This is a genomic window from Pseudomonas sp. 910_21 (assembly GCF_052850735.1).
Genome location: NZ_VXCY01000001.1, coordinates 1 through 25,675 on the forward strand (window position 1 = coordinate 1; position 25,675 = coordinate 25,675).

At 63.1% G+C, this 25,675-nt stretch carries 23 protein-coding genes; 15 read left to right on the forward strand and 8 right to left on the reverse strand.

Going from position 1 to position 25,675, the window contains the following annotated elements:
* Window positions 1–140: 140 nt before the first annotated feature.
* The 3 genes from FW796_RS00005 to FW796_RS00015 form a co-directional block, all read right to left on the reverse strand.
* Window positions 141–1,799: a cation acetate symporter gene (locus tag FW796_RS00005; protein WP_346631950.1), complete on the reverse strand. Its 1,659-nt coding sequence runs from the start codon at window positions 1,797–1,799 to the stop codon at window positions 141–143.
* Entirely contained in the window at window positions 1,796–2,107 is a 312-nt protein-coding gene (locus FW796_RS00010) for a DUF485 domain-containing protein (RefSeq protein WP_253125219.1), read from the reverse strand. The genes FW796_RS00005 and FW796_RS00010 overlap by 4 nt, the downstream gene beginning before the upstream one ends.
* A gap of 190 nt (window positions 2,108–2,297) precedes the next feature.
* The gene (locus tag FW796_RS00015) at window positions 2,298–3,149 is read right to left on the reverse strand and encodes a glycine betaine ABC transporter substrate-binding protein (RefSeq protein ID WP_346631951.1); all 852 of its coding nucleotides are present in this window, start codon (window positions 3,147–3,149) and stop codon (window positions 2,298–2,300) included.
* 330 nt (window positions 3,150–3,479) lie between these two features.
* Here FW796_RS00015 and FW796_RS00020 point away from each other — a divergent pair, with 330 nt between their 5' ends.
* Complete coding sequence (locus FW796_RS00020; RefSeq protein WP_446438869.1) at window positions 3,480–5,033, forward strand: glycoside hydrolase family 17 protein; 1,554 nt, start codon at window positions 3,480–3,482, stop codon at window positions 5,031–5,033.
* Between the two features lie 31 nt (window positions 5,034–5,064).
* Here the strand turns inward: FW796_RS00020 and FW796_RS00025 are convergent, their stop codons facing one another.
* Window positions 5,065–5,430 carry a hypothetical protein gene (locus tag FW796_RS00025; protein ID WP_446438870.1) on the reverse strand — a complete coding sequence of 122 codons (366 nt, stop codon included), beginning with the start codon at window positions 5,428–5,430 and terminating at the stop codon, window positions 5,065–5,067.
* A gap of 234 nt (window positions 5,431–5,664) precedes the next feature.
* Between FW796_RS00025 and FW796_RS00030 the strand changes: the two genes are divergently transcribed.
* From FW796_RS00030 to FW796_RS00040, 3 genes are all read left to right on the forward strand, one after another.
* Window positions 5,665–6,963: a serine/threonine protein kinase gene (locus FW796_RS00030; protein WP_404938736.1), complete on the forward strand. Its 1,299-nt coding sequence runs from the start codon at window positions 5,665–5,667 to the stop codon at window positions 6,961–6,963.
* The gene (locus FW796_RS00035) at window positions 6,956–7,744 is read left to right on the forward strand and encodes an MlaA family lipoprotein (protein ID WP_346631955.1); all 789 of its coding nucleotides are present in this window, start codon (window positions 6,956–6,958) and stop codon (window positions 7,742–7,744) included. Before FW796_RS00030 ends, FW796_RS00035 begins: the two co-directional genes overlap by 8 nt.
* A 151-nt stretch (window positions 7,745–7,895) precedes the next feature.
* Entirely contained in the window at window positions 7,896–9,929 is a 2,034-nt protein-coding gene (locus FW796_RS00040; RefSeq protein WP_446438871.1) for an FUSC family protein, read from the forward strand.
* An 8-nt stretch (window positions 9,930–9,937) separates the two neighbouring features.
* On the opposite strand, the gene FW796_RS00045 is transcribed toward FW796_RS00040, so the two are convergent.
* Window positions 9,938–10,861 (reverse strand): DUF808 domain-containing protein, encoded by a 924-nt coding sequence (locus FW796_RS00045; RefSeq protein WP_346631957.1) that lies wholly within the window; start codon window positions 10,859–10,861, stop codon window positions 9,938–9,940.
* Between the two features lie 167 nt (window positions 10,862–11,028).
* On the opposite strand from FW796_RS00045, the gene FW796_RS00050 reads away from it, so the two are divergent.
* On the forward strand, window positions 11,029–11,637 hold the full coding sequence (locus FW796_RS00050) for a TetR/AcrR family transcriptional regulator (RefSeq protein ID WP_346631958.1): 609 nt from the start codon (window positions 11,029–11,031) through the stop codon (window positions 11,635–11,637).
* 72 nt (window positions 11,638–11,709) lie between these two features.
* On the opposite strand, the gene FW796_RS00055 is transcribed toward FW796_RS00050, so the two are convergent.
* Complete coding sequence (locus FW796_RS00055; protein ID WP_346631959.1) at window positions 11,710–12,150, reverse strand: GlcG/HbpS family heme-binding protein; 441 nt, start codon at window positions 12,148–12,150, stop codon at window positions 11,710–11,712.
* A 269-nt stretch (window positions 12,151–12,419) separates the two neighbouring features.
* Between FW796_RS00055 and gcl the strand changes: the two genes are divergently transcribed.
* The 8 genes from gcl to FW796_RS00095 all read left to right on the forward strand — a co-directional run bounded on the left by gcl (window position 12,420) and on the right by FW796_RS00095 (window position 21,951).
* On the forward strand, window positions 12,420–14,195 hold the full coding sequence (gene gcl / locus FW796_RS00060) for a glyoxylate carboligase (protein ID WP_402894234.1): 1,776 nt from the start codon (window positions 12,420–12,422) through the stop codon (window positions 14,193–14,195).
* Between the two features lie 147 nt (window positions 14,196–14,342).
* On the forward strand, window positions 14,343–15,125 hold the full coding sequence (gene hyi, locus FW796_RS00065; RefSeq protein WP_253084451.1) for a hydroxypyruvate isomerase: 783 nt from the start codon (window positions 14,343–14,345) through the stop codon (window positions 15,123–15,125).
* Window positions 15,126–15,248: 123 nt separating this feature from the next.
* A complete protein-coding gene (locus FW796_RS00070; protein WP_346631961.1) occupies window positions 15,249–16,142 on the forward strand; it encodes a 2-hydroxy-3-oxopropionate reductase in 894 nt (297 codons plus the stop codon).
* A gap of 153 nt (window positions 16,143–16,295) precedes the next feature.
* The gene (locus FW796_RS00075) at window positions 16,296–17,576 is read left to right on the forward strand and encodes a glycerate kinase type-2 family protein (RefSeq protein ID WP_446438872.1); all 1,281 of its coding nucleotides are present in this window, start codon (window positions 16,296–16,298) and stop codon (window positions 17,574–17,576) included.
* Window positions 17,566–18,981: a pyruvate kinase gene (pyk, locus tag FW796_RS00080; protein WP_346631963.1), complete on the forward strand. Its 1,416-nt coding sequence runs from the start codon at window positions 17,566–17,568 to the stop codon at window positions 18,979–18,981. The genes FW796_RS00075 and pyk overlap by 11 nt, the downstream gene beginning before the upstream one ends.
* A 111-nt stretch (window positions 18,982–19,092) precedes the next feature.
* Window positions 19,093–20,013: an urea transporter gene (locus FW796_RS00085; protein WP_446438873.1), complete on the forward strand. Its 921-nt coding sequence runs from the start codon at window positions 19,093–19,095 to the stop codon at window positions 20,011–20,013.
* Window positions 20,014–20,034: 21 nt separating this feature from the next.
* Complete coding sequence (locus FW796_RS00090) at window positions 20,035–20,859, forward strand: ion transporter (protein WP_123723866.1); 825 nt, start codon at window positions 20,035–20,037, stop codon at window positions 20,857–20,859.
* Window positions 20,860–20,949: 90 nt separating this feature from the next.
* Window positions 20,950–21,951, forward strand: coding sequence for a sulfate ABC transporter substrate-binding protein (locus FW796_RS00095; RefSeq protein ID WP_011060028.1), 1,002 nt, complete (start codon window positions 20,950–20,952; stop codon window positions 21,949–21,951).
* Window positions 21,952–22,014: 63 nt separating this feature from the next.
* On the opposite strand, the gene FW796_RS00100 is transcribed toward FW796_RS00095, so the two are convergent.
* A complete protein-coding gene (locus tag FW796_RS00100; RefSeq protein ID WP_446438874.1) occupies window positions 22,015–22,464 on the reverse strand; it encodes a RidA family protein in 450 nt (149 codons plus the stop codon).
* Between the two features lie 146 nt (window positions 22,465–22,610).
* Window positions 22,611–23,240, reverse strand: coding sequence for a hypothetical protein (locus FW796_RS00105; RefSeq protein ID WP_446438875.1), 630 nt, complete (start codon window positions 23,238–23,240; stop codon window positions 22,611–22,613).
* A 262-nt stretch (window positions 23,241–23,502) separates the two neighbouring features.
* Here FW796_RS00105 and FW796_RS00110 point away from each other — a divergent pair, with 262 nt between their 5' ends.
* Window positions 23,503–24,711: an MFS transporter gene (locus tag FW796_RS00110; protein WP_346631966.1), complete on the forward strand. Its 1,209-nt coding sequence runs from the start codon at window positions 23,503–23,505 to the stop codon at window positions 24,709–24,711.
* A gap of 78 nt (window positions 24,712–24,789) precedes the next feature.
* A complete protein-coding gene (locus FW796_RS00115) occupies window positions 24,790–25,674 on the forward strand; it encodes a LysR family transcriptional regulator (RefSeq protein ID WP_446438876.1) in 885 nt (294 codons plus the stop codon).
* Window position 25,675: the final 1 nt, after the last annotated feature.

Below are 25,675 nucleotides of genomic sequence, written 5' to 3' on the forward strand. Positions count from 1 at the left end.
AGCCGGCCTGCCGGCGAAGAGGCCCTCCAGCCCCACACACCACCACCACCACCGACAGGCAAAAAAAATGCCCCGGTCTCTCGACCAGGGCATTTCGCTACTACACCGCCTCTATATAGAAGCCGCTACACAGGACCCACTCAGTGCGACACCGCCCCACTGGCGCCCAGGCCGGTCTGCGAACGCACGAACTGCGGGAAGAACAAGGCCCGCTCATTGGCCGCCGAAGCCGACTTGTCAGTGATGGAGAAGAACCAGATACCGACAAAGGCAATGATCATCGAGAACAGCGCTGGGTACTCGTACGGGAAGATCGCCTTCTCATGATGCAGGATCTGCACCCAGATGGTCGGGCCGAGAACCATCAATGCCACCGCGCTGACCAGACCCAGCCAGCCGCCAATCATGGCGCCACGGGTGGTGAGCTTCTTCCAGTACATGGAGAGCAGCAGCACCGGGAAGTTGCAACTGGCTGCGATGGAGAACGCCAGGCCCACCATGAACGCAATGTTCTGGCTTTCGAAGAGAATCCCCAGGCCGATGGCCAGCACGCCCAAGGCCACGGTCGTGATCTTTGAAACGCGAATCTCATCCTTGTCGTTGGCCTTGCCCTTCTTGATCACACTGGCATAGAGGTCATGAGACACCGCCGAAGCACCTGCCAGGGTCAGGCCTGCCACTACCGCCAGAATGGTGGCGAAGGCCACCGCCGAGATGAAGCCGAGGAACACGCTGCCACCCACCGCATTGGCCAGGTGCACCGCCGCCATGTTGTTGCCACCCAGCAAGGCGCCTGCGGCATCCTTGAAGGCCGGATTGGTGCTCACCAGCAGGATTGCGCCAAAGCCGATGATGAAGGTCAGGATGTAGAAGTACCCGATGAAGCCAGTGGCGTAGAGCACGCTCTTACGGGCTTCCTTGGCATCGCTCACAGTGAAGAAGCGCATCAGGATGTGCGGCAGGCCGGCAGTACCGAACATCAGCGCAAGCCCCAGGGAGAACGCCGATATCGGGTCCTTCACCAGACCGCCAGGGCTCATGATCGCCTCACCTTTGGGGTGAACCTTGATCGCCTCGGAGAACAGGGTGTTGAAATCGAAGTTGACGTGCTTCATCACCATCAGCGCCATGAAGGACGCACCGGACAGCAGCAGCACCGCCTTGATGATCTGTACCCACGTGGTGGCCAGCATGCCGCCGAACAGCACATACAGGCACATCAGGATCCCCACCAGGATCACCGCCACATGGTAGTCGAGACCGAACAGCAACTGGATCAGCTTGCCGGCCCCTACCATCTGCGCGATCAGGTAGAACGCCACCACCACCAGCGAACCACAGGCCGATAGGGTGCGGATCTGAGTCTGCCCGAGGCGATAGGACGCCACGTCGGCAAAGGTGTACTTGCCCAGATTACGCAGGCGCTCGGCGATCAGGAACAGAATGATCGGCCAGCCCACCAGGAAACCGATGGAGTAAATCAGTCCGTCATAGCCGGAGGTGAACACCAGCGCGGAGATCCCCAGGAAGGACGCCGCCGACATGTAGTCACCGGCAATCGCCAGGCCGTTCTGGAAACCGGTGATCTTGCCACCGGCGGCGTAATAGTCGGCAGCCGACTTGTTGCGCTTGGAGGCCCAGTAGGTGATGCACAAAGTGGCACCGACGAAGACCACGAACATCGCAATCGCCGAGACGTTGAGGGGTTGCTTGTGGACTTCACCGGTCAAAGCGTCTGCGGCCCAGAGGGCGGGAGCGAAAGCGGCAAGACCGAGTGCTGCGAATAGACGTCGGATCATTGCTGAGCCTCCTTCAGGATCGCATTGTTCAGGTCATCGAACTCGCCGTTGGCGCGTCGCACATAGATGGCCGTCAGGATGAAGGCCGAGACAATCAAGCCGACACCAATGGGAATGCCCCAGGTGATGGATGAAGTTGGACTGAGTTTGGCGCCCAGGATCTGCGGACCGTAAGCGATCAACAGAATGAAGCCCGAGTAAAGCCCAAGCATGATCGCCGAGAGAATCCAGGCGAACCGCTCTCGCTTACTGACCAGCTCCTTGAAACGCGGACTGTTTTGAATCGAGAGGTAAATGCTGTCGTTCATTGTTTTTATCCTCGCAGCACAGATTTTAGGTAGAACCTAATCCACTCTATGCGGCTGTGAGGCAGGTTCCAGACGACCTTAGTATTAGAACGACATTAGCCACCTCGCCAGCTTTCCACCCCAAAAAACACAAGGCCGCCCGCTGATTTCAGCGGGCGGCCTCGCAACCCTTGTTCTAGACGCCTGGCGACTATTTAGCTGTCCACTCGGCAACCCGATCCGGGTGCTTGCTCACCCAGTCCTTGGCCGCCACATCCGGTTTTGCGCCGTCTTGGATGGCCAGCATGACTTCGCCGATTTCATCCTTCGACGCCCACTGGAACTTCTTCAGGAACGCTGCCACTTCCGGCGCCTTCTTCTCCAGGCCCTTGCTGCCGATGCTGTTGACGGTTTCAGCGGCGCCATACACGCCTTTCGGGTCTTCGAGGAAGCGCAGTTTCCACTTGGCGAACATCCAGTGCGGCACCCAGCCGGTCACGGCGATGGATTCCTGCTTCTCTTCGGCACGGGTCAATTCGGCGATCATCGCCGCACCGGAACTGGCCTGCAGCTTGTAGTCCAGGCCGTAATCCTTGATCGCCTGGTCAGTCTTGAGCATCACGCCGGACCCGGCGTCGATGCCGACAATCTTGTTCTTGAAGCTGGTATCGGTCTTGAGGTCCTCGATGGTCTTGGCCTTGACATACTCCGGCACGATCAAGCCGATCTTGGCGTCCTTGAAGTTGGGACCGTAGTCCACCACCTTGTCCTTGTTCTTGGTCCAGTACTCGCCGTGGGTCACTGGCAACCAGGCCGAGAGCATGGCGTCGAGCTTGCCGGTGGCCACGCCCTGCCACATGATCCCGGTCGCCACCGCTTGCAGTTTGACGTCATAACCGAGCTTCTGCTTGATCACCTCCGCCGCCACATAGGTCGTCGCCACGCTGTCGGACCAGCCGTCGACGTAGCCGATGCTCAGGGTTTTGCTGTCGGCACTGGCCAGAGTGGAGCTGATGGCAAGTACCAGTGCGGCACCTGCGCCTAAGAGTCGTCGCATCTTCATCGTTACTTCCCCGAAAAGTGCAGTGCCAGGCGGCTGCCGGGCACGTCAACGTATGGTTATGGTGCTCAGCGCCCCCATCACGCCTCACCGCGAACGCGTTCGATCATCAGCGGAGTACTGATGCTTCGATCATCAACCCGCCACCGCCCGCGACCTGCTCTGCCTGCGACCTCAAGGCAACCAGCAACGACATCAGATAGCCAGTAACCAAGCGCTGCGACCACTCCAACAAAGGGCCCGCCCAAACTTTGCATGTCAAAATCATGCGAGCCACCAAGCTGTGGACAAATGCGGGTAAGATGCCCCGCTTTGTTCCACTACGGCCTGACCATGCCCGCCACAGCCCGCTTCCCCACCCTCGCTTATCTGTTCGCCTGCCTGCTCGGCCTGCTGGCCCTTTGTGGCTACTGGTACGGCCTTGGCCGGCCGGTGTCGCTGCCGGACGTCGCCAGCGCCAGCCACAAACTGCAATGCGCCTCCTACACGCCGTTCGACAAGGACCAATCGCCCTTCGACCAGCCGTTCAAACTGCGCCCCGAACGCATGGACGCCGACCTGGCACTGCTGGCCACCCGCTTCGAATGCATCCGCACCTATTCCATGACCGGCCTCGAAGCCCTGCCTGAGCTGGCGCGCAAGCACGGCCTGAAGCTGATGATCGGCGCCTGGGTCAATAGCAACCCGGTGGACACCGAGAAGGAAATCGACCTGCTGATCGCCTCGGCCAATGCCAACCCGGATGTCGTCAGCGCGGTGATCGTCGGCAACGAGGCATTACTGCGCAAGGAAGTCACCGGCCCGCAACTGGCGCGGTTGATCCTCAAGGTCAAGGCCGGGGTCAAGCAGCCGGTCACCTATGCCGATGTCTGGGAGTTCTGGCTCAAGCACCCGGAAATCGCACCAACGGTGGACTTCCTCACCATTCACCTGCTGCCGTACTGGGAAGACGACCCCTCGAACATCGATGCGGCCCTGAACCACGTGGCCGAGGTACGCCAGGTCTTCGGCAACCGTTTTGCCCCCAAGGACGTGCTGATCGGTGAAACCGGCTGGCCCAGCGAAGGCCGCCAGCGGGAAACCGCACTGCCGAGCCGGGTCAACGAGGCCAAGTTCATTCGCGGCTTCGTAGCCCTGGCAGAACAGAACGGCTGGCATTACAACCTGATCGAAGCCTTCGATCAGCCCTGGAAACGTGCCAGCGAAGGCGCTGTCGGCGGTTACTGGGGATTGTTCGATGCCGATCGCCAGGACAAGGGCATCCTCGCAGGTCCGGTGTCCAATCTGCCTTACTGGCCACAATGGCTGGGCGCGGGCGCAGTGATATTCCTCGGCACCCTGATCCTGGGTGGCCGGGTTCGCGGTCGACGTGCTGCGCTGCTATTGCCGCTGCTGGGCGCACTGGCGGCCTGCACCATCGGTACCTGGGGCGAACTGGCGCGGGTCACCAGCCGCTTCACTGGCGAATGGTGCTGGGCCGGACTGCTGCTGGGCCTGAACCTGCTGATTCTGGCCCATGCCGCCCTGGCCTTGAGCCCTCGCGAAGGCTGGCGCCTGCGGGCCTTCAATGCCCTGGAAAAGCGTGCAGGCTGGTTGCTGGCAACGGCAGGGTTCGCCGCTGCAGTGATGATGCTGGAGCTGGTGTTCGACCCGCGCTACCGCAGTTTCCCGAGTGCCGCCCTGCTGCTGCCGGCAGTGGTCTACCTGTGCCGCCCGGTGCGAGTGCCACGCCGCGAAATCGCCCTGCTGACCTTTATCCTGGGTGCCGGTATCGCTCCGCAGCTGTATCAGGAAGGCCTGGCCAACCAGCAGGCCTGGGGCTGGGCCTTGGTCAGCCTGCTGATGGTGGCCGCGCTATGGCGCAGTCTAAGGGCTCGCATCGCCTGACCCTCATCCCGGCCGCAGGCGAAACCTGCGGCTAGGACCTGGCGGCGCGCACCAGGCGCAAGGCTGCAATCACCACCGCGAACACCGCCAGCGTGGTGTTGTACAAGGCCAGGGCCGGAATACCCACCAGCAAGGCCAACACCGCCAGCCCCCAGCCAGCACGACCGGGCACGACAAACCCCAGCAGCGCCGCGCCCAAGGCACTCCAGCCCAGCACCTTGAAGTGGATCATCCAGCCCAGGCTGGAACGTAGCGAACACTCCCAGCGACCGGCCTCATCGACACAGACGCCCACCCACCGAGCATCCTCCATAAAGCCATAGCGCAGGCCATAACTGGCAGCCAGCCACAGCGGCAGGACAACGAGCAGCAGAATCACGGGAAGGCGGCGGGACATGAAACACTCCGAACAATCAAAACGGCGCCCAGCATAATCGTCCACGGACGCTTGGCAAGCGCGACGCACAGATAACTGTTCAGCAAATAGCGGCAAAGTGTATCGTCCGGCTACTATCACCTCCCAGCAGGCCTGTGGCCGGGGTTATTTGTGCCCACCCATGGCACTTCGGCAGCAGCGCGGTGGTCATAGCCTGCGAACCTCATTCGGTACCTTCCTTCTAGGGATACAGTCATGCTTCGTTCCTTGCGCTTCGCTGCCCTGTTCGGCGGCCTTATCCTGAGTGCGTCCGCACTGGCGGTGGATGTCGACCCGGCCAGCTATGGCTACCCGTTGACCAACCCCTTTGAAGCCACCATCGCCACCACCCCCCCGGAGCTGCGCCCGGAACTGCCCGCCAACGATGACATCCATCAGTCCGACTACAGCCTGAACCTGCGGCCGGAGCGCGAGTTCATCCTCCCGGACAATTTCTGGGCGGTGAAGAAGCTCACCTACCGCATCGCCACCCAGGACCACGCCGCGCCACTGATCTTCCTTATCGCCGGTACCGGTGCGCGCTACGACAGCAGCCTCAACGAGTACCTGAAGAAGCTCTACTACAAGGCCGGCTACCATGTGGTGCAGCTGTCCTCGCCCACCAGCTTCGACTTCATCAGTGCCGCCTCGCGCTTCGCCACCCCCGGGGTGAGCCAGGAAGACGCCGAAGACATGTACCGGGTCATGCAGGCCGTACGAGCCCAGCACCCCAAGCTGCCGATCACCGAGTTCTACCTCACCGGCTACAGCCTCGGCGCCCTGGACGCAGCATTCATCAGCAAGCTGGATGAGACCCGACGCAGTTTCAACTTCAAGAAGGTGCTGCTGCTCAACCCGCCGGTCAACCTCTATACCTCGATCACCAACCTCGACAAGCTGGTACAGACCGAGGTCAAGGGCATCAACAACAGCACCACCTTCTATGAACTGGTGCTGGGCAAGCTGACCCGCTACTTCCAGCAGAAGGGCTACATCGACCTCAACGACGCCCTGCTCTATGACTTCCAGCAGTCCAAGCAACATCTGACCAACGAGCAGATGGCCATGCTGATCGGTACCTCCTTCCGCTTCTCGGCAGCGGACATCGCCTTCACCTCGGACCTGATCAACCGCCGCGGCCTGATCATTCCGCCCAAGTACCCGATCCGCGAAGGCACCAGCCTTACCCCGTTCCTCAAGCGCGCCCTGCAGTGCGACTTCGACTGCTACCTGACCGAACAGGTGATCCCGATGTGGCGCGCCCGCACCGACGGCGGCAGCCTGCTGCAACTGATCGACCAGGTCAGCCTCTATGCCCTGCAGGACTACCTCAAGGCCAGCCCGAAGATCGCCGTGATGCACAACGCCGACGACGTGATCCTCGGCCCCGGCGACCTGGGCTTCTTGCGCAAGACCTTTGGCGACCGCCTGACCGTCTACCCCCATGGCGGCCATTGCGGCAACCTCAACTACCGCGTCAACAGCGACGCCATGCTGGAGTTCTTCCGTGGCTAAACATCTCCTGCTTATCGCTGCGTTGCTCTGCGCAGGCTATGCCCAAGCCGACAACAGCAAGGCCCACACCCCCACGGTTCACGACCCCGACGGCTTCACCGAGCCGTTGAAGAAACTCAAGTTCAACCCGGGGCTGGACCAGCGCGAGTTCGAGCGTTCGACCCTCAATGCCCTGAATATCTATGACCCGCTGGAGTCATGGAACCGTCGGGTCTACCACTTCAACTACCGCTTCGATCAGTGGGTGTTCCTGCCGGTGGTGGACGGTTACCGCTATGTGACCCCGAGCTTCCTGCGCACCGGGGTCAGCAATTTCTTCAATAATCTCGGCGACGTCCCGAACCTGATGAACAGCCTGTTGCAGTTCAAGGGCCAGCGGTCGATGGAAACCACCGCGCGCCTGCTGCTCAACACCACCATCGGCGTTGCCGGCCTGTGGGACCCGGCCACCAAGATGGGCCTGCCACGCCAGAGCGAAGATTTCGGCCAGACCCTGGGCTTCTATGGCGTACCCGGCGGCGCCTATCTGGTGCTGCCGATCCTCGGCCCGTCAAACCTGAGGGACACGGCCGGACTGGCAGTGGACTACACCGCCGAATCGGCGATCAACTTCCTCAACGTCTCGGAAGTCAGCAGCAACCACCCCGAGATCTGGGTGCTGCGTGGTGTCGACAAGCGCTACCAGACCAGCTTCCGCTATGGTCAGCTGAACTCGCCGTTCGAATACGAGAAGGTGCGCTACGTGTACACCGAATCGCGCAAACTGCAGATCGCCGAGTAGTCTGCGCCCCGCCCGCCCCGCCCATCTGGCGGGGCACTGCTGCCCCTCCCGCCTCAAGCCACCCCCAGCAAGGGCTGAAAAAGCCGATTGGCATCCCCTGGCAACATAGATACGATGCTAATCATTAGCTAGCTATCAATGTGCCTGAAGCATGAAAATCCCTGCACTTCACGTCGCCGATGTCTGGCCCGCACTGTTCGCCCCGACCCTCTCTGATCTGCTGTTCGCCCTCAGGAACCTGATCGCCGGCGGACTAGCCCTGTACCTCGCACTGCGTCTGAATTTTGAACAACCGCAGTGGGCCCTGACCACCGTATTCATTGTCAGCCAGCCCAGCAGCGGGATGGTCCTGGCCAAGGGCGCCTACCGCCTGCTGGGAACCTTGGTCGGGGCAGTCGCCTCGATCCTGCTGATCGCCACGCTGGGCCAGGCGCCGCTGCTGTTCCTGCTGGCCATGGCCCTGTGGCTGGCCTTCTGCACCACCGGCGCCTCGCTGCTGCGCAATCATGCCGCCTATGGCTTCGTACTGGCGGGATACACCGCCGCGATCATCGCCCTGCCCGCCACTGCCGCACCGTTGCAGGTATTCGATCAGGCCGTGGCGCGCTGCTCGGAAATCGGCCTGGGGATCCTCTGCGCCTCGGTGGCGAGCATCGTCCTCTGGCCACGCCGGGTCGAACAGACGCTGGCGCTCCAGGGGCGAGCGGCCTGGCTCGCCGGGCGCCACGCCGCCGCCTCGGAGCTGCAGGGAGAGGACCAGCGCAAGGGCTTGCTGGAAGCCCTGGGACGCATCGTCACCGTGGACGCACAGCGTGATCACGCCTGGTTCGAGGGCCCTCAAGGGCGCCGTCGCTCACAGGCGCTGCGGGTACTGAGCCGCGACCTGCTGGGTCTGCTCCGCTGCGCCCGAGGCGTGGCCAGGCAACGGCAGATGCTCGACACCACTACCGCGCAACGCCTGGAGCCATTGATCCGCGAGACCATCCACGCCCTCGAAACCGCGCCCGACGCAACCCTGGCCCCCTTGACCCAACGACTGGGACAAGCCCTACAGGATCCGTGGCTATCGGCCGAAGGCCATCTGTGCCTGGTGCAACTGGCCCAGTTACTGGAGCGGGTCGAACAAAGCGTCCAGAGCATCGAGGCCGTGGAACAGGGGCGGGTGCCACCGGGTGCGCCCGGTGCCCTGTCCTGGCACCGGGATATCCAGCAAGGGGTGTTGGGGGGCTTGCGCAGTGCCCTGGCCTTTCTCGCCGTGGCCAGCTTCTGGTTGCTGTCCGCCTGGCCTTCGGGGTTGGGCGCGGTGTCGATTTGCGGGGTGGTATTGAGCCTGTTCGCCGGTCGCGAGAACCCGGCGGCCTCTTGCTTGAACTTCTTCAAGGGGATCGCCCTGTCGATCCCCGTGGCCGGGTTCGTCGGCCTTGGCCTGCTGCCCGGCTGGAATGGGTTTCCCCTGCTGTGTCTGGCTCTGGCCCCGCCTTTGTTCTTCGCCTCTCTGTGCATGAGCCGGCCGAAGATCGCGCCGATCGCCTCGGCGTTCTGCATCTTCTTTATCAACAATGTCGGCCCCGGCAATCTGATGACCTACGACCTCGGCGCCTTTCTGAACAAGGCCATGGCCACCCTGATCGGGGTCGGCATCGCCGTGGTGGTGTTGCGCCTGGTCAGCCTCAACCCGGGAGAACATCACTACCGACGGATGTTCAAGGCCTCGCTGTTTGACTTGGCACAACTCACTTCACGACCACCGGAACAGGCCGAAAGCTGGTTTGGCGGACGCATGGCCGACCGCCTGATCCGCGTGTCGAGGTATTGGCAGATGCAGCCCGAGAATCGTCGCGTGCATTGGGACAACGGCCTGCTGGGGTTGGACCTGGGTGACGAACTGCTGCAACTGCGCAGTTGCCTGGACAGCGCCGCAGGCGCCTTGGGAGCTGAACGTGACCATTACCTGGCGCACCTGGCGGCGCTACTCCAGCACGGCGGCCCGATGCCGGATCGCAGCGAACGACTGGACGCCGCTTCGATCGCCCTGCTCAAGGCCCTGGACAAGGATCGGACGCTGCCGGTGCAAGCCCAGGAAATGGCCCGTGCAGCGATCCTGCAATTGCAGTTCACCTGGCGACGCTGGTGCCGCCAACAGCCAGATGCTGCGTCGCCGGCTCGGATAGCGGCCCCAGGCTGAGCCTGGATTCAGCCGCGCAGGGCGCGCCAGCCTTTGCCCAGCAGCGTCACGGCCAGCAGTACCAGCCCACCGGCAATGATCCCGGCCACGGCATTGAGCAGGGTCGGCATGATCGCCGACGCCGCGCCTATGACTCCGGCACTACGCTCGGCCAGGCCCTCGATCATTTGATGCACGGCTGGAACACCGTGGGTGAGGATGCCGCCGCCCACCATGAACATCGCCGCCGTGCCGATCACCGACAGACTCTTCATCATCCACGGCGCCGCTCGCAGGATGGCGCCACCGATGCGTTTGGCCAGGGCACCCGGCTTCTGCGCCAGCCACAACCCCAGGTCATCGAGCTTGACGATGCCGCCCACCAGGCCATAGACGCCGACGGTCATGACAATCGCAATCCCCGAGAGCACCACCACCTGCTGGCTCAGGGAAGCGCCTGCCACCGTGCCCAGGGTAATGGCGATGATTTCCGCGGAAAGGATGAAGTCGGTACGAATCGCGCCCTTGATCTTGTCCTTCTCAAAGGCCACCAGATCCACCTGAGGGTCCGCCAGCGCCTGCAGAGTCTGCGCATGTTCGGCGGCATCGTCGCCGTGGGGCAGGTACTTGTGCGCCAGCTTCTCGAAGCCTTCGAAACACAGGTAGGCGCCGCCGATCATCAGCAGCGGCGTCACCAGCCAGGGCGCCAGGGCACTGATGGCCAGCGCCGCCGGCACCAGGATCAACTTGTTGCGAAACGAGCCCTTGGCCACGGCCCAGACCACGGGAATTTCCCGCTCGGCGCGAACCCCGGAAACCTGCTGGGCATTAAGCGCCAGATCGTCGCCCAATACCCCGGCGGTCTTCTTCGCCGCCATCTTGGTCATCAAGGCCACGTCATCGAGAACGGCGGCGATGTCGTCGATCAAAACCAGCAAACTGCTTCCTGCCATGGGCCAGGCTTCCCTGCGTGAAATAAGGCGCGCAGCATACCGCGCCAGAGGCTGGACAGGCGAGATGCCGGAAGCGGGAAACTACGGCCAGCGGGCATTCTTGAGCCCCTCGCGACGCCGGTGCTACCATGCGCAACCGCCCGAACAGGCAAGGAATCCCCTGGTTTATGAGCACCATCCGCGAGCGCAATAAAGAACTGATCCTGCGGGCCGCCAGTGAAGAGTTTGCCGACAAGGGCTTTGCAGCGACCAAGACCAGCGACATCGCCGCCAAGGCCGGGTTACCCAAGCCCAACGTTTACTACTACTTCAAGTCCAAGGAAAACCTCTACCGCGAGGTGCTGGAAAGCATCATCGAACCGATCCTCCAGGCTTCCACTCCGTTCAATGCCGACGGCGTACCCAGTGAAGTGCTCAGCGGCTACATCCGCTCGAAGATCCGCATCTCCCGCGACCTGCCCTTTGCCTCCAAGGTGTTCGCCAGTGAAATCATGCACGGTGCGCCGCACCTGAGCCCGGAGCAGGTGGAACAGCTCAACGCCCAGGCCAAGCACAATATCGAATGCATCCAGAGCTGGATCGACCGCGGCCAGATCGCCCCCCTCGATCCCAACCACCTGATGTTCAGCATCTGGGCTGCGACCCAGACCTACGCCGACTTCGACTGGCAGATATCGGTGGTGACCGGCAAGGCCAAGCTCACCGAAGAAGACTACGAGGCCGCGGCGCAGACCATCATCCGCCTGGTGCTCAAAGGCTGCGAACCGGACCGCTGACAGCACTCCGACCACGTTTCCATATCCCTGTAGTCGCTGTCGCAGGCCAGGGCCCGCGACAGCGCGCCCTGGTCAGGCGGTAACGCCAGCATCCGCCGCCAGGCCCTGGGCCTCGATAGCGCTGATTGCGCATTGCTCATCGATGTCCGAAGTGTCGCCACTGATGCCGATGGCACCAATCACCGCCCCCGTCTGATCCCGAATCAGCACCCCACCCGGGGCCGGCACCACACTGCCCTGCCCCAGACCATTCAAGGCACCGATGAACGCCGGACGCTGCTGTGCGTCCAGGGCCAGCAGGCGCGAGCCCTTGCCCAAGGCAATCGCGCCCCAGGCCTTGCCGATGGCGATCTGCGGACGCAGCAGGCTGGCGCCATCCTCTCTTTGCAAGGTCACCAGATGCCCACCGGCATCCAGCACCGCAATGGTCAGCGGCGCTGCGCTGATCTGGCGTCCCGCACTGATGGCCTGATTGGCCAGGTTGATTGCGACTTTCAAGGTTAAAGCGCTCATGGGTGCCGTCCTTATCTTGTTATTGAGAAAGTCTGGTGGAAGCTTCTTGTAGGAGAAGTCCGATACCGCAAATAGAACACAATGAAATTAATTTTTGTATACAATAATTCTCGAAAACCAACTCATGCGACAAAAGGACGCCGGTTTATCGAGGCCTGGTCAAAAGCCGTTACCCCTCAAGAAAATCCATTGACCTGCGCCGTCCGCCGTGAATACACTTTGCGAAAAGCCACTTGTATACAATTACAAAACGTAAGAGGCACAAAACCATGAGCAAAATGAGAGCAATCGAAGCCGCCGTTCTGGTGATGCGCCGCGAAGGGGTCGATACCGCTTTTGGCATCCCGGGTGCCGCCATCAACCCGCTGTATTCCGCGCTGCAGAAAGTCGGAGGCATCGATCACGTCCTCGCTCGCCACGTTGAAGGCGCCTCGCACATGGCCGAGGGCTACACCCGCACCAAGGCCGGCAATATCGGCGTGTGCATCGGCACTTCCGGGCCGGCCGGCACCGACATGGTCACGGGCCTGTACAGCGCCTCGGCCGACTCGATCCCGATTCTCTGCATCACCGGCCAGGCGCCCCGGGCCCGCCTGCACAAGGAAGACTTCCAGGCCGTGGACATCACCAGCATCGTCAAGCCGGTGACCAAGTGGGCCACCACCGTGCTGGAACCGGGCCAGGTGCCCTATGCCTTCCAGAAAGCCTTCTATGAAATGCGCTCCGGCCGTCCTGGTCCGGTGCTGATCGACCTGCCATTCGACGTGCAGATGGCGGAAATCGAATTCGATATCGATGCCTACCAGCCCCTGCCCCTGGCCAAGCCAACCGCGACCCGGATCCAGGCCGAGAAAGCCCTGGCCCTGCTGGATCAGGCCGAGCGCCCGCTGCTGGTGGCCGGTGGCGGTGTGATCAACGCCGATGCCAGCGACCTGCTGGTGGAGTTCGCCGAGCTGACCGGCATTCCAGTGATCCCGACCCTGATGGGCTGGGGCACCATCCCTGACGATCACCCGCAGATGGTGGGCATGGTCGGCCTGCAGACGTCCCATCGCTACGGCAACGCCACCCTGCTCAAATCCGACGCGGTGCTGGGCATCGGCAACCGCTGGGCCAACCGTCACACCGGCTCGGTGGACGTCTACACCGAAGGCCGCAAGTTCATTCACGTGGACATCGAGCCAACCCAGATCGGCCGGGTATTCACGCCGGACCTGGGCATCGTCTCCGACGCCGGCAGCGCCCTGACCGTGCTGCTGGAAGTGGCTCGCGAATGGCAGACCGCCGGCAAGTTGAAAGATCGCAGCGCCTGGCTGCATGACTGCCAGCAGCGCAAGGCCAGCCTGCACCGCAAGACCCACTTCGACAACGTGCCGGTCAAGCCGCAACGGGTCTATGAAGAGATGAACCAGGTATTCGGCAAGGACACCTGCTACGTCAGCACCATCGGCCTGTCGCAGATTGCCGGTGCGCAGTTCCTCCACGTCTACAAGCCACGCCACTGGATCAACTGCGGTCAGGCCGGCCCATTGGGCTGGACCATCCCCGCCGCCCTCGGTGTGGTCAAGGCCGATCCGAACCGCCAGGTGGTGGCCTTGTCCGGCGACTACGACTTCCAGTTCATGATCGAAGAGCTGGCAGTAGGGGCGCAGTTCAACCTGCCGTACATCCATGTCGTGGTGAACAACTCCTACCTGGGCCTGATCCGCCAGGCCCAGCGCGGCTTCGAGATGGACTACTGCGTACAGCTGTCCTTCGACAACCTCAACGCACCGGAGCTCAACGGCTACGGCGTGGACCACGTTGCGGTCGCCGAAGGCCTGGGCTGCAAGGCCCTGCGGGTGTTCGAACCCAAGGACATCCAGCCGGCCCTGCGCCAGGCCCAGGAAATGCTCCAGACCTTCAAGGTACCGGTGGTCGTGGAGATCATCCTGGAGCGCGTAACCAACATTTCCATGGGCACCGAAATCAACGCGGTCAACGAGTTCGAAGACCTGGCGCTGGTGGGCAACGACGCCCCTACCGCAATTTCCCTGCTCGACTAAACCCTGTAGCCGCAACCCCAGGCTGCCATCAGGTTCGCAGAACCTGGCCGAGATCTGCCCCGCACCCTCTTCAAGAGGCGCTGCCGGGGCAGCCCGACCGCAGCCTTCGCCCGCTCTACAGGCTTCACCGATTCACAGGAGATCACCATGCCGCGCTTTGCCGCCAACCTGTCCATGCTGTTCACCGAACAGGACTTCCTCGCCCGCTTCAAGGCCGCCGCCGATGCCGGCTTCAGTGGCGTCGAATACCTGTTCCCCTACGAATTCAGCTCTGCCGAGATCAAGGCTCAACTCGATGCCCACGGCCTGACCCAGGTGCTGTTCAACCTGCCGGCCGGCGACTGGGGCAAGGGTGAACGCGGTATCGCCTGCCTGCCCGACCGGGTCGAGGAGTTCCGTGCCGGAGTCGACCTGGCCATCGCCTACGCCCAGGTCCTGGGCAACACCCAGATCAACTGCCTGGCCGGCATCCGCCCCCAGGGGGCTGACGCCGCGTTGCTGGAAAAGACCTTCGTCGCCAACCTCAAGTACGCTGCCGACAAACTGCAGGCCGTCGGCATCAAGCTGGTGATGGAAGCCATCAACACCCGTGACATTCCCGGCTTCTACCTCAACAACACCGCCCAGGCGCTGTCGATCCGCGAGCAGGTGGGCAGTGCCAACCTGTTCCTGCAGTACGACATCTATCACATGCAAATCATGGAAGGTGACCTGGCGCGGACCATGGCCAACCACCTCAGCCAGATCAACCACATCCAGCTGGCGGACAACCCCGGGCGCAACGAACCAGGCACCGGCGAAATCAACTATCGCTTCCTCTTCGAGCACCTGGACAGCATCGGCTACCAGGGCTGGGTCGGCTGCGAATACAAGCCACTGACCACCACCGAAGCGGGCCTCGGCTGGCTGAAAACCCACAACGCAATCTGACCCTGTACCTGCGTAGGAGCCGGCTTGCCGGCGAACAGGCCCGCAAGCCTTGCGCCGCCCTCGTGGCCGCTTTCGCTGGTAAGCCAGCTCCTACAAGGTCCCGTTGAATAGAGGATTTTTATCATGGCTAAAATCGGATTTATCGGCACCGGCATCATGGGCCACCCTATGGCCGCGAACCTGCAGAAGGCCGGTCACTCCCTGCTGCTCTCGGAACACCATGGCAAGGCCCCGGCCGACCTGATTGCCGCCGGCGCGGTGGCTCTGGCCTCGCCCAGGGAAGTGGCCCAGGAAGCCGAATTCGTCATCATCATGGTGCCCGATACTCCCCAGGTCGAAGACGTACTGCTGCGTGCCGACGGCGTTGCCGCCGGGATCGGCAAGGGCAAGATCGTCATCGACATGAGCTCCATCTCCCCCACCGCGACCAAGGCCTTCGCCGCCAAGATCAACGAGAAAGGCGCGCAGTATCTGGACGCGCCAGTGTCCGGCGGTGAAGTCGGGGCCAAGGCCGCGACCCTGAGCATCATGGTCGGCGGTGACAGCCAGGCGTTCGAGCGCGCCCTGCCGCTGTTCCAGAGCATGGGCAAGAACATCACCCTGGTGGGTGGCAACGGTGACGGCCAGACCGCCAAGGTCGCCAACCAGATCATCGTCGCCCTGAACATCCAGGCCGTGGCCGAAGCCCTGCTGTTCGCCTCGAAAAACGGTGCCGACCCGGCCAAGGTGCGTGAAGCGCTGATGGGCGGCTTCGCCTCGTCGAAGATCCTCGAAGTGCACGGTGAACGCATGATCAAGGGCACGTTCGATCCGGGCTTCCGCATCAACCTGCACCAGAAGGACCTGAACCTGGCCCTCAGTGGCGCGCGCGAGCTGGGGATCAACCTGCCCAACACCGCCAATACCCAGCAAGTGTTCAGCACCTGCACCGCTATTGGTGGCGGCAACTGGGACCACTCGGCCCTGATCAAGGGCCTGGAACACATGGCCAACTTCTCCATCCGCGAAAAGAAATAAGCAGCATCCGTAGCCGCTGCCACAGGCTGCGCCAAGGTTCGCAGGAAACGCCTCACGGCGGGCCAGGGAAAGGCCCTGCTGACCTTGTCGCCGCCTGAGGTGGCGGCTACACCCGTTTCAAGCCCCCCATAACAAGAAATCCGGGAGCCCGCCATGTCGGTCGATCCGCAACAATTCCTCCGAGAGCTGTTCGCCACAGCCATCGACGCCGCCCATCCGCAACAGGTTCTCGAAGCCCATCTCCCCAGCGACCGTAGCGGCCGCGTCATCGTCATCGGTGCCGGCAAGGCAGCGGCGGCCATGGCTCAGGTCGTGGAACGCAGCTGGCAGGGCGAAGTCTCCGGGCTGGTGGTCACCCGCTACGGCCACGGCGCCCCCTGCAACAAGATCGAAGTGGTCGAGGCCGCTCACCCGGTGCCCGACGCGGCCGGCCTGGCCGTGGCCAAGCGAGTACTGGAACTGGTCAGCAACCTGTCGGAACAGGATCGGGTGATTTTCTTGCTGTCCGGTGGCGGTTCGGCGCTGCTGGCCCTGCCCGCCGCCGGCATCACCCTGGCCGACAAGCAGGCTATCAACAAGGCCCTGCTGAAGTCCGGCGCCACCATCGGCGAGATGAACTGCGTGCGCAAGCACCTCTCAGCGATCAAGGGCGGACGCCTGGCCAAGGCCTGCTGGCCGGCGACGGTCTACACCTATGCCATTTCCGACGTCCCCGGCGACCTGGCCACCGTCATCGCTTCCGGCCCCACAGTGGCCGATCCGAGCACCTCGGCCGAAGCCCTGGCGATTCTCAAGCGCTACGCCATTGAAGTGCCGACAGCAGTGCGCAACTGGTTGCAGAGCCCCGACTCGGAAACCGTCAAGCCCGGCGACCCGTGCCTGGAACGCAGCCACTTCCAGTTGATCGCCCGCCCCCAGCAATCCCTGGAAGCCGCCGCGGTGAAAGCTCGCCAGGCCGGCTACAGCCCGCTGATCCTCGGCGACCTGGAAGGCGAATCCCGGGAAGTGGCCAAGGTCCACGCCGGCATCGCCCGTCAGGTGGCCTTGCACGGCCAGCCACTGGCGGCGCCCTGTGTGATCCTTTCCGGCGGTGAAACCACGGTTACCGTGCGCGGCAAGGGGCGTGGCGGCCGCAATGCCGAGTTCCTCCTGAGCCTCACCGACAGCCTCAAGGGTCATCCCGGGATCTACGCCCTGGCCGGTGATACCGACGGCATCGACGGCTCCGAAGACAATGCCGGGGCGATCATGACCCCGGACAGCTACGCTCGTGCTGCGGCCCTGGGCCTGAGCGCCAGCGACGAGCTGGACAACAACAATGGCTATGGCTACTTCGCAGCCCTGGGCGACCTGATCGTCACCGAGCCGACCCGTACCAACGTCAACGACTTCCGCGCCATCCTGATCCTCGAGAACCCCAAACATGACGCCTGACAAGAAAGTCAAAATCCTCGCCACACTGGGGCCAGCCACCGACAGCATCGAGGACATCCGCGAACTGGTGCAGGCCGGCGTGAACATCTTCCGGCTCAACTTCAGCCACGGCAGCCACGCCGACCATGCCCAGCGTTATGAGTGGATTCGCCAGATCGAACGCGAGTTGAACCATCCCCTGGGCATCCTCATGGACCTGCAAGGACCGAAACTGCGGGTCGGCACCTTCGCCGAGGGCAAGGTCCAGCTGGTGCGGGGCCAGGCTCTGCGCCTGGATCTGGACCCGACGCCGGGAACCGCCCAGCGGGTCAACCTGCCGCACCCGGAAATCATCGCGGCCCTGGAGCCCGGAATGGACCTGCTGCTGGACGATGGCAAGCTGCGCCTGCGGGTCATCGTCAAGCAGGCGGACGCCATCGAGACCACCGTGCTCAATGGCGGCGAGCTGTCGGACCGCAAGGGCGTCAATGTGCCCCAGGCAGTGCTCGACCTCAGCCCGCTCACCGCCAAGGACCGCCGCGACCTGAGCTTCGGCCTGGAACTGGGCGTGGATTGGGTGGCGCTGTCCTTCGTGCAACGTCCGGAAGACATCCGTGAAGCCCGCACCCTGATTGGCGACAAGGCCTACCTGATGGCCAAGATCGAAAAGCCTTCCGCGGTGGCCCAACTGCGGGAAATCGCCGAACTGAGCGACGCGATCATGGTGGCCAGAGGCGACCTGGGGGTGGAAGTACCGGCGGAAAGCGTGCCGCAGATCCAGAAGAACATCATCACTACCTGCCGTCAGCTGGGCAAACCCGTAGTGGTCGCCACACAGATGCTGGAGTCCATGCGTTTCTCCCCGGCGCCCACCCGCGCCGAAGTGACCGACGTCGCCAATGCCGTGGCCGAAGGCAGCGATGCGGTAATGCTCTCGGCGGAAACCGCCTCCGGGGAGTACCCGCTGGAAGCGGTGCAGATGATGAGCAAGATCATTCGCCAGGTGGAAACCGGACCGGATTACCAGACTCAGCTGGACGTCAGCCGCCCCCAGGCCGATGCCACGGTTTCCGACGCCATCAGCTGCGCGATCCGCCGGGTGTGCAGCATCCTGCCCGTGGCGGTGCTGGTGAACTACAGCGAGTCCGGCAGTTCCACCCTGCGTGCCGCCCGGGAACGTCCTTCGGTACCTATCCTCAACCTGACGCCGAACCTGCAGACAGCACGCCGCTTGAGCCTGGCCTGGGGGGTGCACTCGGTGGTCAATGACCGCTTGCGCCAAGTGGACGAGGTCTGTGCCACGGCCCTGGAAATCGCCCAGGCCCAGGGCTTGGCCAAACGCGGGGATACCGTGGTGATCACCACCGGCGTGCCGTTCGGCCAGCCGGGAACCACCAACTCCCTGCGCGTCGAAACCCTTCTCTGACCCGCCGCCACTGCCGCCGCAGCGCCCCCGACCTGCAGCGCGCCTCCCGAAGAGGATGCCGCTGGGGTCGAACGCTGCGTGCGACGGCCGCCGCCTCCGCCGACTTTCGTCATGCCTTCACAGTCTTTCAATGCCTTCTGCCCCGACTGGGCCACTGCCTTGCTCAACGGTTTCAGTCAGATTTTCCTCCAGCGCCACCCGCTGTGCGGCCTGCTGTGCCTGCTGGCGATCCTGATCAGCGCCCCCGCCCTGCTCGGCGGAGCCCTGCTCGGTGCCCTGGCCGGCCTGCTCACCGCCCAGCAACGGGGCTACGCCAAGGCCGACCGGCAAGCCGGACTCTTCAGCTACAACGGCGTGCTCCTGGGCCTGCTGCTGAGCCAGTACCTGCCCTGGTCGGTGCTGCTGCCGCCGCTGATCATCGCCGCCGGCGGCCTCAGTGCGATCATCACCCAGCAATGGCTGAAACGGGCCCGCAGCCCCGCAAGCCTGCCAGCCTACACCGCGCCCTTCGTGGTCCTGGGCTGGCTGTTGCTGGGCCTGATGGAACCCTTGCAACTCATGCCCCAGGCGGTGCCCGACCTGTCCATGTGGAGCCTGCTGAGCGGCGTGTTCCAGGGCTTGGGCCAGATCATGTTCCTCGGCCAGCCACTGGCCGGGCTGCTGATTCTCCTCGGCCTGCTGCTGGCCAACCGCCGCGCCGCGACCTGGGTCCTGCTCGGTTCCGCCAGCGGCCTGGCCATGGCGCTATGGCTGCATGAGCCCGACCGGGCCCTGCTGGGCCTGGGCGGCTACAACTGTGCACTGGCGGCCCTGGCCCTGGGCCAAGGGTCGCGACGTCCGTGGCGACCACTGGCAGGGATGTGCCTGGCGCTGCTTATCACCCCGGGCATCGTCGCCCTGGGGCTGACACCCCTCACCGCCCCCTTCGTCCTGGCCTGCTGGCTGGTGCATGCCGCCACTCGGGTCCTGGGCCGTACGCCTGGGGACAACGCACCTTGCGCTCCCCCGGCAACTCCCCCTAGGCTTCGCTGATCTTTGATTCAGGCGACTCCCATGGTTAACCGCGACAACTGGCGCCAGCGCCTCTACGTGATGATCTTCCAGACCGATACGGTGGCGGGAAGACGCTTCGATACGACCTTGCTGCTGATCATCCTCGCCAGCCTGGTGATCGTGATCCTCGACAGCATCGACGAGGTGCACAGCAACTACGCCGACGTCCTGGCCTACATCGAATGGGGCTTCACCCTGATCTTCGCCATCGAGTACGGACTGCGCCTGTATTGCTCCCCCAAACCCTTGCGCTATGCCTTCAGTTTCTATGGCCTGGTGGACCTTCTGGCGATCGTCCCCGGCATCCTTGCCCTGTACTACAGCGACGCCCAGTACCTGTTGATCATTCGCATCATCCGCATGCTGCGGATCTTCCGCGTGCTCAAGCTGTCGCCCTACCTGAAACAGGCCCATTACCTGCTCGATGCCCTGCGCGGCAGCAAGCAGAAGATCCTGGTGTTCCTGCTCAGCGTCTGCACCCTGGTCACGGTGTTCGGCACCCTGATGTACGTGGTGGAAGGCCCGGAGCATGGTTTTACCAGTATCCCCAAGGGCATCTACTGGGCCATCGTGACCCTGACCACCGTAGGCTATGGCGATATCGTGCCCAAGACCGTGATCGGCCAGATGATTTCGTCCATGGTGATGATCACCGGTTACTCGATCATTGCCGTGCCTACCGGGATTTTCACCGCGGAGTTGGCCAGCGCCATGCGCGGCGAACAGCTCAAGCACGACTGCCCGGTGTGCCGCAAGAACAGCCACGAACCGGCCGCCGCCTTCTGCTCTCGCTGTGGCAATGCGCTGTTCAAGAAACTGGAATAAGCAAAGTACTTTTTAATCTTTAAAGAGATATAGCGCCCCGGCTATAGTCGGCGGCAAATTGCCTTCACTCTCGAACAAAAGGAATGTGCAGTGAAAAAACTCTTCAGCGCCTCGCTTCTGGCCGCCGGCCTGGCCCTGGGCAGCGTCGCCCAGGCCGCACCGACCCTGCTCAACGTGTCCTACGACGTGATGCGCGACTTCTACAAGGACTACAACGCGGCCTTCCAGAAACACTGGAAAGCCGAGCACAACGAAAACATCACCCTGCAGATGTCCTTCGGCGGCTCCAGCAAACAGGCACGCTCGGTGATCGACGGCCTGCCGGCGGATGTCATCACCATGAACATGGCCACCGACATCAACGCCCTGGCGGACAACGGCAAACTGGTGCCGGACAACTGGGTGACGCGCCTGCCGAACAACAGCGCCCCCTTCACCTCGGCCACGGTGTTCATCGTCCGCAAGGGCAACCCCAAGGCCCTGAAAGACTGGCCGGACCTGCTCAAGGACGGCGTGCAAGTGATTGTGCCCAACCCCAAGACCTCGGGTAACGGTCGCTACACCTACCTCTCGGCCTGGGGCTACGTACTGAAGAACGGCGGCGACGAGAACAAGGCCAAGGACTTCGTCGGCAAGCTCTTCAAGCAGGCACCGGTACTGGACACCGGTGGCCGCGCCGCCACCACTACCTTCATGACCAACCAGATTGGCGACGTGCTGGTGACCTTCGAGAACGAGGCGGAAATGATCGCCCGCGAATTCGGTCGCGATCAGTTCGAAGTGATCTACCCAAGCGTTTCCGCTGAAGCCGAGCCACCGGTGTCGGTGGTGGACAAGGTGGTGGAGAAGAAAGGCACCCGCGCTGCGGCCGAGGAATACCTGAAGTACCTGTGGTCGCCGGAAGGCCAGGAAATCGCTGCCAACAACTACCTGCGCCCACGGGACCCGAAAGTCCTGGCCAAGTACACCGACCGCTTCCCGAAAGTCGACTTCCTGTCGGTGGAAAAAACCTTCGGTGACTGGCGCAGCGTGCAGAAGACCCACTTCAACGACGGCGGGATCTTCGACCAGATCTACACCAACGCCAAGTGACACGGATAGGCCAATAAAAAAGCGACCGTAAAGGTCGCTTTTTTTATGCCGCCAATCCGGGACTCAGAGAGCCCGCGCCGAACTGAACTGCGCAGCTTCGGCCGCCTGATGACACTCATCCAGCACCGCCTCGGCCTCGACTTCGATCAACCACTCCGGCAGCGACAATCCGCTGACGATGATCCATGAGGACGCCGGTGGCTGGCTGGCAAAACGCTCCAGCAATACCGCACTGATGTGCTCCTGCTGATCCCGCGCCGCTTCGGCGATGTAGATCCGCAACATCACCACATCCGCCAACTGACCTCCAGCCTCGGCCAGGACCCTCTCGATATTGTCGAAGGCCTGCTCGGTCTGCTGCCGCAGGCCAGGTCCCACGGTGCGCTCCTGCTCATCCACCCCCACCTGACCGGACAGCAGCAGGCGCCGGCCACCCCGCACCTCCACCGCCTGGCTGAAACCGTATTGCAGGGAATTGAACACATTGGCTGGGTTGAACGTTGACTTTTCCATAAGGGACTCCCACCGCACTGAACGACCGGAAACCCTAAACCAAGGCCTCTGCGACTTCCACTGCAAGCGCGGCGCAGCAACATTTGGCAATGCAAGCTTCAGCGCGCGGTTGCCAATGCAACATCACCGCCCAGTGCAGCGTGCCCTTACATCGGCGGTGCGACTCCGTCCTTGCCTGCGGAAATCGACTGTGCAGTGAGTTTGCCATCGGCGCTCTGGGTGACGAACATCACCACCTTGACCCCGGCCTTGAGCAGGCTGCGATCCCCCGGCGCCAGATTGACGATGGGCACATCGTCCGGCACCAGGATCTTCTGCTGCCCGTCCTTGTAATTGACGGTGAGGGTGCGGCCATTGCTCACCACCAGATCACCGACGCGGCCGTTGGTCATGCTGCTGCCCTTGACCAGGTCGAAGGGGCGATGACCATCGCCGGTACCGGCCAGTTGCGGTGGAAACACATGCACTTCCAGGGCCTTGAGGGTGCCGTCGGCCATGGGCATCGCGGCCGAGCCGATATAGCTGCCGGGCTTGATGTCCTCGATATTGGCCAGGGTCACTCCACGCACCTGGGTCTGCGGCGTCAGCTCGACACTGACGTTCTCGCCGCTGTTGACATGCACCCGCACGACATCGCCGCTGATCCCGATGATTTCCCCGCGCACCCCCATGCGCATGCCCGGAGCATCCTGGGCCTGGGCCGCAACACTGCCCAACATGAGCATCAGGGCCAGGCATTGAACCCTGCACAACAGACCAAGCAAAGACCGATTCATGGAACGGATTTCCTCAACTGAAAAAGTGCAAGGCAGCAGCATGCTGCCCCCGGGGCCGTAAAGAACATGAGCATGCTATCGAACAAGATGTAAGTAAATGTATCATCAGCCCTCGGCAGCGGCACGCCCCGGCAATCTCCAGAGCGCCATGAATCAGGCATTTATTCCCAGCAGGAATGAATGCTATCGCCCCGCCCTCTCTACTGCGTTACCCCGCGGTCTCTTAACCTCGCTCCATCCTTTCGCCGCCAAGAGAAACCTGATGACTTCCACGACCCAGGTGCTGCCCGCCAGCAACGTGACAATGACCCGAGGCATGGTGCTGCTGTTCGCCTTCTGCTGCGGCGCCATCGTCGCCAACATCTACTACGCACAACCGATCATCGAGCTGATCGCCCCGGACCTGGGCCTGTCCAGCTCCCTGGCCAGCCTGATCGTGTCCCTGACCCAGATCGGCTATGCCCTGGGCCTGTTCTTCCTGGTGCCCCTGGGCGACCTGCTGGAAAACCGCCGGTTGATGATCATCACCACTGTGGTGGCCATCGCCAGTCTGCTGGGGGCTGCGTATACCCAGCAGCCCAACGCTTTCCTGCTGGTATCGCTGCTGATCGGCTTCAGTTCGGTCTCGGTGCAGATCCTCATTCCCCTGGCTGCGCACCTGGCCCCCGAGGAGTCCCGGGGACGAGTGGTGGGCGGCATCATGGGCGGCCTGCTGCTGGGGATTCTCCTGGCCCGACCGGTGTCCAGCGTGGTGGCCGACCTCTTCGGCTGGCGCGCGATGTTCATCGCCGCCGCAGTGCTGATGGCCGGCATCAGCCTGGTATTGATGCTGACCATACCCAAGCGCCAGCCGGCCCACAGCGCCACCTACGGCCAACTGCTGCGCTCCCTGGGCGGCCTGCTGCGCCAGCAACCGGTCCTGCGCCAACGAGCCTTCTATCAGGGCTGCATGTTCGCCACCTTCAGCCTGTTCTGGACCGCCGCGCCCCTGGAACTGGCACGGCATCACGGTCTGTCACAAAGCCAGATCGCGATCTTCGCCCTGGTGGGTGCCATCGGCGCCATCGCCGCCCCCATCAGCGGACGCCTCGCGGATGCCGGCCATACCCGCATCGCCTCGCTGCTGGCCATGCTCCTGGCGGCCCTGAGCTTTATCCCGACACTGATCCATCCCGCCTACAGCGTCATCGGCCTGGCAGTGACCGGGGTGGTCCTGGATTTCTGCGTGCAAATGAACATGGTGCTCGGCCAACGGGCGGTGTATGCCCTGGACGCCCACAGTCGCAGTCGCCTCAACGCGCTGTACATGACCAGCATCTTCATCGGCGGCGCCTTCGGCTCATCGATTGCCAGTGCGGTGTACGAACACGGCGGCTGGCTCGGAGTGGTGCTGGTGGGCAGTGGGTTTCCACTGCTGGCCCTGCTGCGCTTCCTGCTGGTGGCGGACAACCGCCGCGCGGCCCGCACCTAGGCCGTGCGCCCAGGACCCGATAAACGTTTGGGCACACACTCCCCAAGTGACCCCTTCTCAACCCAGCAAGGACAACCGATGGACCGCCTGGCCGCGATGGAAACCTTTGTACATGTGGTGGAAAGCGGCTCCTTCTCCGCTGCCGCCCGGCGCCTGAACCTGGGTCAGCCCGCCGTGTCGAAAAGCATCGCCCAGCTGGAGGCCTATCTGCAGGTGCGGCTGTTGCTGCGCTCCACTCGCGGCCTGAGCCCCACCGAAGCCGGCCTGGCCTTCTTCGAACGGGCCAAACGCACCCTGGAGGAAGCCAGCGAAGCGGAAAGTGCCGCCCGGGGCTCGGCCTCCCAGTTGCGCGGCACCTTGCGTATCTGCGCTGCGGTGACCTTCGCCCGCCTGCATATCGTTCCTCACCTGGGGCCCTTTCTCGAGCGCCACCCCGAGTTGCAGATCGACGTGGTGATGGATGATCACACCATCAATCTGGTGGAGGCGGGAGTGGATGTGGCCCTGCGCATGGGCAGCCTTGCCGACTCGACCCTCATCGCCCGCAAGATCGCCGAGTGCCCGCGCCTGCTGCTGGCCACTCCCGAGTACTTCGCCGAGCACGGCGAACCGCAGCATCCCGGTGAACTGACCGGGCATCAGGCGGTGATCTACAGCCGGGGGCCCGGCAATCTCTGGCACTTTGCCCAAGGCGACGACGAGCAACGGGTGAGTGTCAGCGGCAGGGTTCGAGTGAATGCCGCGGAAGGCTTGCGTGAATCGGTACTGGCCCACCAGGGGCTGGCAATGGCCTCGCAATGGATGTTTGCCCCGGAGCTGGCCAAGGGTGCGGTCAAGACCGTGCTCACGGATTGGCAACTGCCCCGGCAACAGCTGTGGGCCGTGTTTCCCGGCGGGCGCCTGGTGAGTGCCAAGGCCCGGGCGTTTGTGGACTATGTGGAGCAGTTGCTGGAACGTCTCTGAA

Bases quoted from the DNA above. Each gene is read 5' to 3' on its own strand.
- FW796_RS00005 (WP_346631950.1), bottom strand. From the start codon at position 1,799: ATGATCCGACGTCTATTCGCAGCACTCGGTCTTGCCGCTTTCGCTCCC.
- FW796_RS00010 (WP_253125219.1), bottom strand. From the start codon at position 2,107: ATGAACGACAGCATTTACCTCTCGATTCAAAACAGTCCGCGTTTCAAG.
- FW796_RS00015 (WP_346631951.1), bottom strand. From the start codon at position 3,149: ATGAAGATGCGACGACTCTTAGGCGCAGGTGCCGCACTGGTACTTGCC.
- FW796_RS00020 (WP_446438869.1), top strand. From the start codon at position 3,480: ATGCCCGCCACAGCCCGCTTCCCCACCCTCGCTTATCTGTTCGCCTGC.
- FW796_RS00025 (WP_446438870.1), bottom strand. From the start codon at position 5,430: ATGTCCCGCCGCCTTCCCGTGATTCTGCTGCTCGTTGTCCTGCCGCTG.
- FW796_RS00030 (WP_404938736.1), top strand. From the start codon at position 5,665: ATGCTTCGTTCCTTGCGCTTCGCTGCCCTGTTCGGCGGCCTTATCCTG.
- FW796_RS00040 (WP_446438871.1), top strand. From the start codon at position 7,896: ATGAAAATCCCTGCACTTCACGTCGCCGATGTCTGGCCCGCACTGTTC.
- FW796_RS00045 (WP_346631957.1), bottom strand. From the start codon at position 10,861: ATGGCAGGAAGCAGTTTGCTGGTTTTGATCGACGACATCGCCGCCGTT.
- FW796_RS00050 (WP_346631958.1), top strand. From the start codon at position 11,029: ATGAGCACCATCCGCGAGCGCAATAAAGAACTGATCCTGCGGGCCGCC.
- FW796_RS00055 (WP_346631959.1), bottom strand. From the start codon at position 12,150: ATGAGCGCTTTAACCTTGAAAGTCGCAATCAACCTGGCCAATCAGGCC.
- gcl (WP_402894234.1), top strand. From the start codon at position 12,420: ATGAGCAAAATGAGAGCAATCGAAGCCGCCGTTCTGGTGATGCGCCGC.
- hyi (WP_253084451.1), top strand. From the start codon at position 14,343: ATGCCGCGCTTTGCCGCCAACCTGTCCATGCTGTTCACCGAACAGGAC.
- FW796_RS00070 (WP_346631961.1), top strand. From the start codon at position 15,249: ATGGCTAAAATCGGATTTATCGGCACCGGCATCATGGGCCACCCTATG.
- FW796_RS00075 (WP_446438872.1), top strand. From the start codon at position 16,296: ATGTCGGTCGATCCGCAACAATTCCTCCGAGAGCTGTTCGCCACAGCC.
- pyk (WP_346631963.1), top strand. From the start codon at position 17,566: ATGACGCCTGACAAGAAAGTCAAAATCCTCGCCACACTGGGGCCAGCC.
- FW796_RS00085 (WP_446438873.1), top strand. From the start codon at position 19,093: ATGCCTTCACAGTCTTTCAATGCCTTCTGCCCCGACTGGGCCACTGCC.
- FW796_RS00090 (WP_123723866.1), top strand. From the start codon at position 20,035: ATGGTTAACCGCGACAACTGGCGCCAGCGCCTCTACGTGATGATCTTC.
- FW796_RS00100 (WP_446438874.1), bottom strand. From the start codon at position 22,464: ATGGAAAAGTCAACGTTCAACCCAGCCAATGTGTTCAATTCCCTGCAA.
- FW796_RS00105 (WP_446438875.1), bottom strand. From the start codon at position 23,240: ATGAATCGGTCTTTGCTTGGTCTGTTGTGCAGGGTTCAATGCCTGGCC.
- FW796_RS00110 (WP_346631966.1), top strand. From the start codon at position 23,503: ATGACTTCCACGACCCAGGTGCTGCCCGCCAGCAACGTGACAATGACC.
- FW796_RS00115 (WP_446438876.1), top strand. From the start codon at position 24,790: ATGGACCGCCTGGCCGCGATGGAAACCTTTGTACATGTGGTGGAAAGC.